We start from the raw sequence: 13451 nt of genomic DNA, 5'->3' as shown, positions 1-13451 counted from the left end.
GGTAGAATGCCGCGCTTCATCAGCGACAGCAGCTTCGCAGGAAGCCCCTCCCGTGAACATTCTCAAAGAAAAGATCCTCTCCGAAGGCATCGTGCTTTCCGACCAGGTGCTGAAGGTGGACGCCTTCCTCAACCACCAGATCGACCCGCAGCTCATGAAGCACATCGGCCATGAGTTCGCCGAGCGCTTCCGCGGCCAGGGCATCACCAAGATCGTCACCATCGAGGCCTCGGGCATCGCCCCGGCGGTGATGGCCGGCCTGGAGCTGGGCATCCCGGTGATCTTCGCCCGCAAGTTCCAGTCGCTGACGCTGAAGAACGACCTGCTGATCTCCAAGGTGTTCTCCTTCACCAAGCAGACCGAGAGCACCATCGCCATCTCCGCCAAGCACCTGACGGCCTCCGACCATGTGCTGGTGATCGACGACTTCCTCGCCAACGGCCACGCCGCCAAGGCGCTGATCGACCTGATCAGCCAGGCGGGCGCGAGCATCGCCGGCCTCGGCATCGTCATCGAGAAGTCCTTCCAGGATGGCCGCGCCCTGCTGGAAAGCGAAGGCTACCGGGTGGAATCCCTGGCCCGCGTCGGCTCCCTGGCCGACGGCAGCGTCACCTTCATAGATTGACGGGCACCTGCGACAACGGGTCGCAGCAGCCGGACACGAAAAAGCCGCCCGAGGGCGGCTTTTTCATTGATGCCAGGTTCCTGTTACAGGCCGGACATCTTCTTGATGGTCGCTTTCAGCTCGTCATCGGTGCAGTCGGCGCAGGTGCCTTTCGGGGGCATTGCGTTGATACCGGTGATGGCCTTGGCCAGGATGCCGTCGAGGCCGCCCTGGTGGTCGGCACGCTCTTTCCAGGCAGCGGTGTCGCCGATCTTCGGTGCACCCAGGACGCCGGCGGTGTGGCAGGCGCCACAGTGCTTGGCGATGATGTCGTCCGGCGTCTTCGCGCCACCGCCAGCAGCGGCGGCTACGGCTTCGACGCCTTTGCATTCCTGGCCCTGGACACAGACTTCGCCCACCGGCTTGATGCGTTCGGCGATGGCATCGTCGGTCGCGGCCTGAGCGCTTACAGCCCAAAGGGCCAATACGGCAACGTGCGCTGCCAGCATTTTGTTTATTAGGTTCACCCTTACACCCTCATCGTGGCTAGTGACGCCCGCGGCCACGGTTTCGCGGGCGGGCGCCAGTATAACGGTTAGCCCGCCAGGCTGAAACAACCCAGCTTGTCGCACGACCAAAGCATGAGGCCGCTGCGACCAGGGTCGGGGGTCAGCCCGCCGCGGTCTCCTTTTCGGCAACGCGGACGTAGGTGCCGAAGACGTGATCCCAGAGCGGCGAAGAAACGCCGAAGTTCTTCTCGATCCCCTTCCTGTGGTGCAGGTCATGGTTGAACACCAGGCCGGGAATGAAGCGGTAGAACCAGTGCCCGGGACGATGCATGACGTAGTGCAGGGAAATGTAGAGGAAGTAGCCCGCGACCAGCCCGGCATAGAGCGAGGCCAGGCCGAGGTAGGCGCACAGCGGGAGCAGCAGCGCGTAGACCGCACTGGTCTTCCAGCTGGAGATGCCGATGAATGCCAGCACGTCGAGGTGGTGGGTCCAGTGCTCGCGGCGATACAGCGAATGGAACAGGAAGCGGTGCACGCCGTACTCGATGAACGACCACAGCAACAGGCCGCCGACCAGCTGCCAGGGCAGGACTGGGCCGATCAGCAGTGCGATGAGGACGAACAGCGGGGCGGTGAAGAAGTCCAGGTAGTAGGCGAGCGAGGACATCAGCCATTTGTTGGAGGCGGCCATGGGATCTCCCTGTCATGGGCCCGGCGCAGGCGGCACGACTCTGGTGTACGGGGTCAGGCCGCCCTCTGGCGGCGCATGCGGGTGCCGCAGGCCGGTGCAGAACGGTTGGGCTGCACGGCATGCACCGCGCAGGTGGCGCGAAGCCCCCGCGCAGGGTCGGAACAGGTTAGAAATTGGCCGGCGTGGTCGCGCTGATCAGGCGGGCCGGCAGGTCGAACGGATTGCGGAAGCGGTGCGGCTTGCTGCTCTCGAAGTAGTAGCTGTCGCCCGGCTCGAGGATGAACAGCTCGTTGCCGACGGTCAGTTCGAGGCGGCCCTCGACCAGCATCCCGGCCTCTTCGCCTTCATGGGCGTACATCTCGTCACCCGTGTCGCTGCCCGGCGGGTAGGTCTCGTCGAGGAAGGCGATGGCCCGGCTGGGATGGGCCTTGCCCACCAGCTTCATGGTGATCGCACCACTGCAGATATCGGTAAGTTCGGAAGCCCGGTAGACGACCTGGGTCTGGTTGTCCTGTTCCAGATCGAGGGAAAAGAATTCCACCAGCGACATGGGGATGCCCCCGAGCACCTTCTTCAGCGAACTGATGGAGGGGCTCACGCTGTTCTTTTCGATCATGGAAATCGTGCTGTTGGTAACGCCTGCACGTTTGGCGAGTTCACGCTGGGAGAGGCCTTTGAGCTTGCGGATAGCTTGCAGTCGAACACCGACGTCCAATGGTGGGATCCTCCTTGGGATTCTTGTTGAGGGGGGTGGTCACGGTGGCCGTATCATGCGGCCAGCGTTCAGTATTTACAACACTTCGGCCGTAAATCCTGCGCAAACTTTCACCACCCCGGGAAACCCCAAGGAAAATCAGATAGTTGGACCATCATCAGCGCGCCGGATGACCGCCGGCCGCGGCTTTAGAGGTAGATCAGCGGCACCCGGCGCAGGTTGCAGAAGATCTGGTAGGGAATGGTGCCGGCCTGGATGGCGACCTCGCTGGCCGGTACCTGAGTGCCCCAGAACTCGACGCGGCTGCCGAGCCCGGCCTGCGGCAGATCGGTGAGGTCGACGGTGAGCATGTCCATGGACACGCGACCGATCAGGCGCGAGAGCTGCCCGTCGATGGCCACCGGCGTGCCGGTCGGCGCATGCCGGGGATAGCCATCGGCGTAGCCCATGGCGACCACGCCGACGCGGGTCGGCCGCTCGGTGACGAAACGCGCGCCATAGCCGACCGGCTGGCCGGCCGGCAACTCACGCACGCTGATGACCTTCGACTCCAGGGTCATCACCGGCTTCAGGCGTGCAGCCAGTTCGTGCGGTTGCTCGAAGGGCGTGGCGCCGTAGAGCATGATCCCGGGGCGCACCCAGTCGCTCGGCACCTGTGGCCAACCCAGCACCGCCGGGGAGTTGCGCAGGCTGACCTCCGCCGCGATGCCCGCGCGGGCCTGCTCGAATACCGCGACCTGCTCGGCGGCACTGCCGCTGTCCAGCTCATCGGCCCGGGCGAAGTGGCTCATCAGCACGATCTTGCCGACCTTGCCGCTGGCCATCAGCCGCTGGTAGCCGTCGCGGTACTCGGCGGGATGCAGGCCGACCCGGTGCATGCCCGAGTCCATCTTCAGCCACACCGTGAGCGGCCGGCGCAGGCTGGCGCGCTCGATGGCCTCCAGCTGCCAGGTGGAATGCACCACGCACCAGAGTGCGTGCTGCTCGATCAGGGGGAGTTCGTCCGCCTCGAAGAAGCCTTCCAGCAACAGGATGGGACCGGTGATGCCCGCCTGGCGCAGCTCCAGCGCTTCCTCGATGCAGGCCACGGCGAAGCCGTCGGCCTCCGCCTGCAGCGCCTGGGCGCAACGCACCGCACCGTGCCCGTAGGCGTCCGCCTTGATAACGGCCAGGGCCTTGGCGCCGGTGGTTTCACGGGCGAGGCGGTAGTTGTGGCGCAGCGCTTCGAGGTCGATCAGGGCACGGGCGGGACGCATGGCAGGGGCTTCTTCTGGTTATGTAAAAACCCGGCGCGGACGCCGGGCAGAGCAAGGGTTCAGGGCAGGGCGGCGACCACGGTCATTTCCACCAGCACCTCGGGCGAGTACATCTTCGCCTCGACGCAGGCACGGGCCGGGGCGGCGCCCTTGGCGACCCAGGCGTCCCACACGGCGTTCATGCCGGCGTAGTCCGCGTCGATGTCCTTGAGGTAGATGGTCACCGAGAGGATGCGGCTCTTGTCGGTGCCGGCCTCGGCGAGCATGCGGTCGATGGCATCGAGGGTTTCGCGGGTCTGGCGCTCGATGCCCGGGTTCAGCGCTTCATCCAGCTGGCCCGCCAGGTAGACGGTGCCGTTGTGGATGACGATCTCGCTGTAGCGGGCTTCAGTGCGCAGGCGCTGTAGTGACATGTTTCTGGCTCTCCTTGGTGTTGCCATAACGGAAGATGTCCAGGCCTTCGGCGCTGATCTGCGGACGCTTGCGCGCCATCAGGTCGGCGAGCAGGCGGCCGGAACCGCAGGCCATGGTCCAGCCAAGGGTACCGTGTCCGGTATTCAGGAACAGGTTGCGGAACGGGGTCGCGCCCACGATCGGCGTGCCGTCCGGGGTCGCCGGGCGCAGGCCGGTCCAGAACTCGGCGCGGGCCAGGTCGCCACCCTGCGGGTAGAGATCGGCGGTGATCATTTCCAGGGTCTCGCGGCGACGCGGGTTCAGCGACAGGTCGAAGCCGGCGATCTCGGCCATGCCGCCGACGCGGATGCGGTCGTCGAACCGGGTGATCGCGACCTTGTAGGTCTCATCCAGGATGGTGGAGGTCGGGGCCATCTCCGGGTTGGTAATGGGCACGGTCAGCGAGTAGCCCTTGAGCGGGTAGACCGGGGCCTTGATGCCCAGCGGCTTGAGCAGCTGCGGGCTGTAGCTGCCGAGGGCGAGCACGTAGCGGTCGGCGGTTTCCAGCTTGCCGTCGATCCATACGCCATTGATGCGGTCACCGGCGAAGTCCAGGCGCTGGATGTCCTGGCCGAAGCGGAACTCCACGCCCAGGTCACGGGCCATCTGGGCGAGGCGGGTGGTGAACATCTGGCAGTCGCCGGTCTGGTCGTTGGGCAGGCGCAGGGCACCGGCCAGCTTGTCGGTGACCTTGGCCAGGGCCGGCTCGGCGCGGGCGATGCCGGCGCGGTCGAGCACTTCATAAGGCACGCCGGAGCTTTCCAGTACGGCGATGTCCTTGGCGGCGGCATCGAGCTGGGCCTGGGTGCGGAACAGCTGGGTGGTGCCGAGCTGGCGGCCTTCGTAGGCGATGCCGGTCTCGGCGCGGAGCTCGTCGAGGCAGTCGCGGCTGTACTCGGACAGGCGCACCATGCGCTCCTTGTTCACCGCGTAGCGGGCGGCGGTGCAGTTGCGCAGCATCTGCGCCATCCACAGGTACTGGCCGATGTCGCCGGTGGCCTTGATGGCCAGGGGCGCGTGTTTCTGCAGCAGCCACTTGATGGCCTTCAGCGGCACGCCCGGGGCGGCCCAGGGCGAGGCATAGCCAGGAGAGACCTGGCCCGCGTTGGCGAAGGAGGTTTCCATGGCGACGGCGTTCTGCCGGTCGACCACCACGACTTCGAAGCCTTCCCGGGCCAGATAGTAGGCACTCGCCGTACCGATCACACCGCTGCCCAGCACCATCACTCGCATGTCTGCCTCCAGCGCAACGGGCGTCACCGTTGCGTTTGTTATTTTGAGCGTAGATGCCGCGCAGTATATGAAGAGCGCCCCAGTGATATTCACTATATAGCCAGCTATATTTGGCGATAATTCTTGGCCAATACGGCTTTTGCGGAGGGGCATCCACCATGCGTACCCAGCATCAATCGCGTCGTGAGTTAGACAAGATAGACCGGAATATTTTACGAATCCTCCAGGAGGATGGCCGTATCTCCTTCACCGAGCTGGGCGAGCGCGTGGGCCTTTCCACCACACCCTGCACCGAACGGGTACGCCGCCTGGAACGCGAGGGGATCATCATGGGCTACAACGCCCGGCTGAACCCGCAGCACCTCAAGGCGAGCCTGCTGGTGTTCGTCGAGATCAGCCTGGACTACAAGTCCGGCGATACCTTCGAGGACTTCCGCCGCGCCGTCCTCAAGCTGCCCCACGTGCTCGAATGCCACCTGGTTTCCGGTGACTTCGACTACCTGGTGAAGGCGCGGATCAACGAGATGGCGTCCTACCGCAAGCTGCTCGGCGACATCCTCCTGAAGCTGCCGCACGTGCGCGAGTCGAAGTCCTACATCGTGATGGAAGAGGTCAAGGAATCCCTCAACCTGCCCATTCCGGAGTGAACCCCGGGGCGCCGACGCGCCCCTGGATAGTTGCCTGCGGGGCACAGGGATTTTTCCTGGGCGCCCCTTGGCGGTTGGCGTGCTTCGTGCTTATCCTCCGTCAAATTTTCCAAACATAATAATCAGGATTCCGCACATGAACGCCCGCGTTCGCCATCCGGTCCACAGCGACCAGCACGCCCCCTCCTATTACGCCGCGACTGCCAACCGTCGCATCGAGCATCCGCCCCTGGCGGGCGAGGAGGTGGCCGACGTCTGCGTCGTCGGTGGCGGCTTCTCCGGGCTGAACACCGCCATCGAACTGGCCAGGCGCGGCTTCTCGGTGGTGCTGCTGGAAGCGCACAGGATCGGCTGGGGCGCCAGCGGGCGCAACGGCGGCCAATTGATCCGCGGTGTCGGCCACGACGTCGAGCATTTCGAATCGGTGGTCGGCCGGGACGGCGTGCGCGCGCTCAAGCTGATGGGCCTGGAAGCCGTGGAGCTGGTGCGCCGCCGGGTGGAGGAATTCGCCATCGACTGCGACCTCACCTGGGGCTATTGCGACCTGGCCAATACGGCCCGCGACCTCGCCGGCTTCGCCGAGGACATGGAGGACCTCAAGTCCCTCGGCTACCGCCACGAGATGCGCCTGCTGCAGCCGGGCGAGATGCGCAGCGTGGTGGGGTCCGACCGCTACGCCGGCGGCCTGATCGACATGGGCTCCGGCCACCTGCACCCACTGAACCTGGCCCTGGGCGAGGCCGCCGCCGCCAGTTCGCTGGGTGTGCGCCTGTTCGAACACTCCGCGGTGCAGCGCATCGACTACGGCCCGGAGGTCAAGGTGCACACCGCCCAGGGCCAGGTCCGCGCGAAGACCCTGGTGCTCGGCTGCAACGCCTACCTCAACGACCTCAACCCGACCCTCGGCGGCAAGGTGCTCCCGGCGGGCAGCTACATCATCGCCACCGAGCGCCTGCCCGAGGCGCTGGCCAGGCAGCTGCTGCCGCAGAACATGGCGGTGTGCGACCAGCGCGTGGCCCTCGACTACTACCGCCTCTCCGCCGACAACCGCCTGCTGTTCGGCGGCGCCTGCCACTATTCCGGGCGCGACCCGGCGGACATCGGCGCCTACATGCGGCCGAAGATGCTGGAGGTGTTCCCGCAACTGGCCGATGTGCGCATCGACTACCAGTGGGGCGGCATGATCGGCATCGGCGCCAACCGCCTGCCGCAGATCGGCCGCCTGCCGGACCAGCCCAACGTCTACTTCGCCCAGGCCTATTCCGGCCACGGGGTCAACGCCACCCACCTGGCGGGCAAGCTGCTGGCCGAGGCCATCAGCGGCGAACAGGGCGGCGGCTTCGACGTGTTCGCCAAGGTGCCGCACATCACCTTCCCCGGCGGCAAGCTGCTGCGCTCGCCGCTGCTGGCCCTCGGCATGCTCTGGTACCGGATCAGGGAAAGCGTCGGCAACAGCCTGGCGAAATGACCCACGACCCGCGCCAGCCGCGGGTTTACCTGAATCTTCCGGCTGCGCTGGCGTCTGAGCTCAAGGACCCGGCGAGTCGGAGGCCGACGTGCGCATCTCCCTTCTGTTCATCTGCCTGCTGGCCACGCTCACAGGCTGCGTCACGCCACCCCCGGCGTCACCGAGCCAGGCCGTCGCCGCTGCAAAGTCGCCCTTCGGTGAGCGCCTGCTGGCCCTCGCGGCCAGCCATCCCGGGCAATCCGGCTTCCGCCTGCTGCCGGCCAGCAACGAGGCCTACAGCGCCCGCGCCGAGTTGATCCGCTCGGCCCGCAACAGCCTCGACCTGCAGTACTACATCGTCCACGACGGCCTCTCCACCCGCGCCCTGTTCGATGAACTGCTGCGCGCCGCCGACCGCGGCGTACGCGTGCGCCTGCTGCTCGATGACACCAGCAGCGACGGCCGCGACGCCAGCATCGCCCTGCTCACCGCACACCCGAACATCCAGGTGCGGCTGTTCAATCCGCTGCACCTGGGCCGCGCCACCGGCGTCACGCGCACCCTCGGTCGCGCCCTGGACCTGGGCCAGCAGCACCGGCGCATGCACAACAAGCTGTGGCTGGCCGACAACGCCGCCGCCATCGTCGGCGGGCGCAACCTGGGGGATGAATACTTCGATGCCGAGCCCAGCCTCAACTTCACCGACATCGACCTGCTGGCCATCGGTCCGGTGGCGGAGCAGCTGGGGCAGAGCTTCGACCAGTACTGGAACAGCGCCCTGAGCAAGCCGATCCAGCAATTCCTCTGGCGCCAGCCGGAACGCCAGGAGCTGGACGAAGCCCGCCAGCGCCTGCGCGGCTACCTGGCCCAGGCGCGGGCCCGGCAGAAGACCCTCTACGATCGGCTGCACACCTACCGCGACGACCCGCGCCTGGACCTCTGGCTGCGCGAGCTGATCTGGGCGCCGGCCAGCGCCCTGTGGGACGCGCCGAGCAAGGTGCTGGCCAGCGGTCCACCCGACCCGCACCTGCTGCTGGCCAGCCAGTTGCAGCCGGTGCTGGACGAGGTGAAGGAGGACCTGGTGCTGGTCTCGGCCTATTTCGTTCCCGCCCCGGAAGGCATGGACTACCTGATCGGCAAGGCCGATGGCGGCGTCGACATCCGCCTGCTGACCAACTCCCTGGAAGCCACGGACGTACCCGCCGTCCACGGCGGCTACGCGCCCTATCGCCAGCGGCTGCTGGAGCACGGCGTGCACCTGTTCGAGCTGCGCCGCCAGCCGGGAGATGGCGCGGGCAGCGGCCAATACAGCTTCAGCGGCTCGTCCAACTCAAGCCTGCACAGCAAGGCGATGATCCTCGACCGGCGCCGTGCCTTCATCGGCTCCTTCAACTTCGATCCGCGCTCGGTGCTATGGAACACCGAGGTCGGCGTGCTGATCGACAGCCCCGCGCTGAGCGCGCACCTGCGCCGCCTGGCGCTGCAGGGCATGAGCCCCGGGCGCAGCTACCAGGTAAGGCTGGGCCCGGGCGGAGAGATGCTGTGGATAACCGGGGAGGGTGAGCGCCAGCAGGAGCTGCGCCGCGAGCCGGGCAGCCTGTGGCGGCACTTCAATGCGTGGTTCGCCGAGCGTGTGGGGCTCGAGCGGATGCTCTGACTCAGCGGCTGCCCGCGACGGCCGACTCTTCGCCCTCGTCGTCGAACAGCTCGCGGGTCCAGGCCAGCCAGACGAAGCCGGCCGCGCCGATGGCCATCATCAGCGGCAGCGCATGGCCGCTGATCCACTGGCTGGCGGCGCCGGTCACCAGCGGGCCGATCAGGCAACCGATACCCCAGAGCTGCGCGACGTGGGCATTGGCGCGGACCAGTTCATCGTCGCGGTAACGCTCGCCGATGAGGATCAGCGCCAGGGTGAAGAGCCCACCCGCGCTGGCGCCGAACACGACCCAGATCGGCCAGATCAACGGCGTGTGCAGGAACAGCGGGATGCTCAGGCTCGACACCAGCAGGGCCAGCCCGCAGCCACGGAACAGCGTGCGCCGAGACATGTGGTCCGCCAGCAGGCCGATGGGCAGCTGCAGTGCCGCATCGCCGACCACCACCACGCTGGCCATGAGCAGCGCGATCTCCTGGTTGAAGCCCTGGCGCAGCCCGTAGATGGGCAGCAGGGTCAGCATCATCGCCTCGAAGGCGGCGAACAGGACCACCGCCCAGGCGATGGTCGGCAGCCGCGTGCAGAAGGTCAGCAACCCGCGCCCGGAGGCGCTGTGGGCGTCGACGCTGGGCGCGCCGGTGCGCCCGAGGAGCATCAGCGAACCGCCCACCAGCAGCCCGGTGCCGGTCCAGAAGCCAAGGTCGTTGCCGGTGCCCAGCACGCTGAGCAGCAGCGGCCCGGACAGCTGGCTGAGCGCGTAGCCGGTGCCGTAGAGCGCCACCAGGCGACCGCGCCACTTCTCCACCGCCAACTGGTTGATCCAGCTCTCGCCGAGGATGAACACCACGGTCAGCGCCACGCCGATGAACAGGCGCAGGGCCAGCCAGATCGGGTAGCTCTGCACCAGCGCCAGCATCGCCACCGACACGGCACTGACCAGCAGGCACAGCTGCATCAGGGTCGTGGTACCGAAACGCGCGGCCAGCCGGCCGGCCAGGGAGGCACCGAGCAGCACGCCGACCGCCGGGGTGCCGGCCATCACGCCGATGGCGAAGGCGTCGTAGCCCCAGCTTTCCAGGCGCAGCGAGACCAGGGGCATGGTCACCCCCAGCGCGAGCCCGATGCTGATCACCGCGCCGCAGACGGCGAAGTAGGTCCCCCAACGCATGCAGGTGTCCTTCATTCCATGGGCCGGTATCCCGGAGGATCCTGGCAGGCAGAAAAGCAAAAACGGCCGGGCTCCTGTGAAGGAAACCCGGCCGCAGGCTTGGCTCCGTGGAGCCGGCCCTCCCGAAGGAAGGCGGACCTTTATGGGGCGGTCGCGCCGCCCTGGTTCAGAGCTTGATCCAGGTGGCTTTCAGCTCGGTGTACTTGTCGAAGGCGTGCAGCGACTTGTCGCGGCCGTTGCCCGACTGCTTGAAGCCGCCGAAGGGCGCGGTCATGTCGCCACCGTCGTACTGGTTGACCCAGACGCTGCCGGCGCGCAGTGCCTTGGCGGTCAGGTGGGCCTTGGACAGGTTGCTGGTCCACACCGCGGCAGCCAGGCCATAGACGGTGTCATTGGCAATGGCGATGGCGTCCTCGACGTCGTCGAAGGCGATCACCGAGAGCACCGGGCCGAAGATTTCTTCCTTGGCGATGCGCATGGCGTTGTCCACGCCGTCGAAGATGGTCGGCTCGACGTAGGTGCCGCCGGTTTCCTCCATCACGCGCTTGCCGCCGGCCACCAGCTTGGCGCCGTCGTCATGGCCGGCCTGGATGTAGGACAGCACGTTGTTCATCTGGGTGGTGTCGACCAGGGCACCGACGTTGGTTTCCGGGTCCAGCGGGTTGCCCGGCTTCCAGGCCTTGATCGCCTCGACCACCATGGGCACGAACTTGTCCTTGATCGAACGCTCCACCAGCAGGCGCGAACCGGCGGTGCAGACTTCGCCCTGGTTGAAGGCGATGGCGCCCGCGGCGGCCTCGGCGGCGGCCTGCAGGTCCGGCGCGTCGGCGAAGACGATGTTCGGGCTCTTGCCGCCGGCTTCCAGCCAGACGCGCTTCATGTTGGATTCGCCGGCGTAGACCATCAGCTGCTTGGCGATCTTGGTGGAGCCGGTGAACACCAGGGTGTCGACGTCCATGTGCAGCGCCAGGGCCTTGCCCACGGTATGGCCGAAGCCCGGCAGGACGTTGAACACGCCGGCGGGGATGCCGGCCTCGATGGCCAGCTGGGCGATGCGGATGGCGGTCAGCGGCGACTTCTCGGACGGCTTGAGGATCACCGAGTTGCCGGTGGACAGCGCCGGGCCGAGCTTCCAGCAGGTCATCAGCAGGGGGAAGTTCCACGGCACGATGGCGGCGACAACGCCCACCGGCTCGCGGGTCACCAGGCCCAGCTCGTTGTGCGGGGTGGCGGCGACTTCGTCATAGATCTTGTCGATGGCCTCGCCGCTCCAGCGGATGGCGCGGGAGGCGCTGGAGACGTCGATGTTCAGCGAGTCGCTGATCGGCTTGCCCATGTCCAGGGTTTCCAGCAGCGCCAGCTCTTGGGCATGGGCGTCGATCAGGTCGGCGAAGCGGATCATCACCGCCTTGCGCGCGGTGGGCGCCAGGCGCGACCAGACACCGGACTCGAAGACGGCACGGGCATCCTTCACCGCCAGTTCGGCATCGGCCAGGTCGCAGCTGGCCACCTGGCCGAGCACGCGCCCATCCACCGGGCTGATGCAGTCGAAGGTCGCGCCGGAGACGGCGTGGGTGTACTCGCCATGGATGAAGGCGCGGGTTTCGATCTGCAGGGACTTGGCGCGCTGTTCCCAGTCGGCGCGAGTCAGGGTGGTCATGGGGCGTTCCTCTTATTAGTCGATAAGTGCCGGATTCCAGACCCGGCACTGTCAAGAATTCTGCAAGGCCGGCATGCGGCCGGACCTGATCGCAACCCTAAACCAGAGGGCCCTGGATTTTCAATATTTTTGACAAAATTCAGCCAAACGCCCTTGTCATGTTCGTTTTATTAAACATAGACTCCAAGTCGGATCGCCCAGGCGTTTTTCCTTTCACTCTTCGGGAGCGTGGAAAGACCCCACAGCCGGGCAGAATAAAAAACAGGCCCAACGAACGAGGGCCATCCGCCAGCCGCAACGGAACCGCCATGAACATCGAATCCATCGTCGACTTCGCCAACAGCCCAGCCGCCGCCGAACACTACCGTCCCGCCCCCGAGAAAATCCTCAAGGGCGACCCGGAGCAGAGCGTGCGCAACCACTACGGCAGCCCGTGCGGGCAGTTCAACGTAGGGATCTGGGAGGGCGCCATCGGCCAGTGGACGGTGAACTACACCGAACACGAATACTGCGAGATCCTCCAGGGCGTCTCCGTCATCCGCGACGCCGCCGGCAATGCCAAGACCGTTCGCGCCGGCGACCGCTTCGTCATCCCGGCCGGCTTCTCCGGCACCTGGGAAGTGCTCGAGGCCTGCCGCAAGGTCTATGTGATCTTCGAACAGGCCAAGTGATCCACCGCTTCACCTCCATGCTTGTCACCCCCTTGAGCCCGCGCAAGCGGGCTTTTTTATGGGTGTCGTCGCAGTCGACGGCAAATCGCGGGCATGAAAAAGCCCGCCATGTAGGCGGGCTTCTTCGACAAGGGCCGGATCAATTACTTGATCTTGGCTTCCTTGTAGATCACGTGCTTACGCACGACCGGATCGAATTTCTTGATTTCGATCTTGTCGGGAGTAGTGCGCTTGTTCTTGTCGGTGGTGTAGAAGTGGCCGGTACCGGCGCTGGACACCAAACGGATCAGTTCACGCATGATTAGCTCCTTATACCTTCTCGCCGCGGGCGCGCAGTTCGGAGAGAACTACGTCGATACCACGCTTGTCGATGATACGCATGCCCTTGGCGGAAACGCGCAGACGCACGAAGCGCTTCTCGGACTCGACCCAGAAGCGGTGGTGCTGCAGGTTCGGCAGGAAACGACGACGGGTTTTGTTGTTTGCGTGGGAAATGTTGTTCCCGGTAACCGGACCCTTACCGGTTACTTGACAGACTCTAGACATGCCTCAGCCCTCTAAACCTCATGCCCAACCCGGCATGGGTTGGCCGCTTGAACTCTCACTTGTGGGCGTTTTAGCGCCCGTCTCGTCAGGGTCTTACCGGCCACACAAAGACTGCGAAAGACCGGGCCCCTAGAAAAGAGCGCTGCTTTATATCAGAAACCCCCTGGAGCAGCAAGGGCTGCGGCATCCGGGCGAAA

15 protein-coding genes are annotated in these 13451 nt (G+C 66.0%); 5 read left to right on the top strand and 10 right to left on the bottom strand.

The features are described from left to right. Positions 1–52: 52 nt before the first annotated feature. Complete coding sequence (locus tag PHLH3_RS00925; RefSeq protein WP_111262976.1) at positions 53–625, top strand: xanthine phosphoribosyltransferase; 573 nt, start codon at positions 53–55, stop codon at positions 623–625. Positions 626–708: 83 nt separating this feature from the next. Here the strand turns inward: PHLH3_RS00925 and PHLH3_RS00920 are convergent, their stop codons facing one another. The 6 genes from PHLH3_RS00920 to dadA all read right to left on the bottom strand — a co-directional run bounded on the left by PHLH3_RS00920 (position 709) and on the right by dadA (position 5461). Further along, positions 709–1131, bottom strand: coding sequence for a c-type cytochrome (locus PHLH3_RS00920; RefSeq protein WP_111262975.1), 423 nt, complete (start codon positions 1129–1131; stop codon positions 709–711). A gap of 142 nt (positions 1132–1273) precedes the next feature. Beyond that, positions 1274–1804 carry a sterol desaturase family protein gene (locus PHLH3_RS00915; protein WP_213627624.1) on the bottom strand — a complete coding sequence of 177 codons (531 nt, stop codon included), beginning with the start codon at positions 1802–1804 and terminating at the stop codon, positions 1274–1276. 166 nt (positions 1805–1970) lie between these two features. After that, positions 1971–2519, bottom strand: coding sequence for a cupin domain-containing protein (locus PHLH3_RS00910; RefSeq protein ID WP_111262973.1), 549 nt, complete (start codon positions 2517–2519; stop codon positions 1971–1973). A 188-nt stretch (positions 2520–2707) separates the two neighbouring features. Continuing rightward, positions 2708–3775 (bottom strand): alanine racemase, encoded by a 1068-nt coding sequence (alr, locus tag PHLH3_RS00905; RefSeq protein WP_213627622.1) that lies wholly within the window; start codon positions 3773–3775, stop codon positions 2708–2710. 59 nt (positions 3776–3834) lie between these two features. Next, positions 3835–4188, bottom strand: a complete 354-nt coding sequence (locus PHLH3_RS00900) for a RidA family protein (protein ID WP_111262971.1) — start codon at positions 4186–4188, stop codon at positions 3835–3837. Then, positions 4163–5461 carry a D-amino acid dehydrogenase gene (gene dadA / locus PHLH3_RS00895; protein WP_173178537.1) on the bottom strand — a complete coding sequence of 433 codons (1299 nt, stop codon included), beginning with the start codon at positions 5459–5461 and terminating at the stop codon, positions 4163–4165. Before dadA ends, PHLH3_RS00900 begins: the two co-directional genes overlap by 26 nt. A gap of 158 nt (positions 5462–5619) precedes the next feature. Between dadA and PHLH3_RS00890 the strand changes: the two genes are divergently transcribed. From PHLH3_RS00890 to PHLH3_RS00880, 3 genes are all read left to right on the top strand, one after another. Then, positions 5620–6108, top strand: coding sequence for an Lrp/AsnC ligand binding domain-containing protein (locus tag PHLH3_RS00890; RefSeq protein ID WP_031287530.1), 489 nt, complete (start codon positions 5620–5622; stop codon positions 6106–6108). A gap of 136 nt (positions 6109–6244) precedes the next feature. Next, positions 6245–7576, top strand: coding sequence for an FAD-binding oxidoreductase (locus tag PHLH3_RS00885; protein WP_213627620.1), 1332 nt, complete (start codon positions 6245–6247; stop codon positions 7574–7576). Between the two features lie 103 nt (positions 7577–7679). Continuing rightward, complete coding sequence (locus PHLH3_RS00880) at positions 7680–9212, top strand: phospholipase D family protein (RefSeq protein ID WP_244863110.1); 1533 nt, start codon at positions 7680–7682, stop codon at positions 9210–9212. A 1-nt stretch (position 9213) separates the two neighbouring features. On the opposite strand, the gene PHLH3_RS00875 is transcribed toward PHLH3_RS00880, so the two are convergent. Together PHLH3_RS00875 and PHLH3_RS00870 are read right to left on the bottom strand one after the other, a co-directional pair. Then, entirely contained in the window at positions 9214–10377 is a 1164-nt protein-coding gene (locus PHLH3_RS00875) for an MFS transporter (protein ID WP_213627616.1), read from the bottom strand. Between the two features lie 166 nt (positions 10378–10543). Then, positions 10544–12037: an aldehyde dehydrogenase gene (locus PHLH3_RS00870; RefSeq protein ID WP_173178541.1), complete on the bottom strand. Its 1494-nt coding sequence runs from the start codon at positions 12035–12037 to the stop codon at positions 10544–10546. A 308-nt stretch (positions 12038–12345) separates the two neighbouring features. On the opposite strand from PHLH3_RS00870, the gene PHLH3_RS00865 reads away from it, so the two are divergent. Beyond that, positions 12346–12708: a cupin domain-containing protein gene (locus tag PHLH3_RS00865; RefSeq protein WP_111262965.1), complete on the top strand. Its 363-nt coding sequence runs from the start codon at positions 12346–12348 to the stop codon at positions 12706–12708. Positions 12709–12851: 143 nt separating this feature from the next. On the opposite strand, the gene rpmG is transcribed toward PHLH3_RS00865, so the two are convergent. Both rpmG and rpmB read right to left on the bottom strand, forming a co-directional pair. Next, positions 12852–13007 carry a 50S ribosomal protein L33 gene (rpmG, locus tag PHLH3_RS00860; RefSeq protein ID WP_003457707.1) on the bottom strand — a complete coding sequence of 52 codons (156 nt, stop codon included), beginning with the start codon at positions 13005–13007 and terminating at the stop codon, positions 12852–12854. Positions 13008–13017: 10 nt separating this feature from the next. Beyond that, positions 13018–13254: a 50S ribosomal protein L28 gene (gene rpmB / locus PHLH3_RS00855; protein ID WP_039806568.1), complete on the bottom strand. Its 237-nt coding sequence runs from the start codon at positions 13252–13254 to the stop codon at positions 13018–13020. Between the last annotated feature and the right edge of the window lie 197 nt (positions 13255–13451).

It is taken from the genome of Pseudomonas sp. Pc102 (genome assembly GCF_018408275.1).
Taxonomy (GTDB): domain Bacteria; phylum Pseudomonadota; class Gammaproteobacteria; order Pseudomonadales; family Pseudomonadaceae; genus Metapseudomonas; species Metapseudomonas tohonis.
Note: the sequence above shows the minus strand (reverse complement) of the source record. Positions and strands in the feature narration are given on the sequence as shown.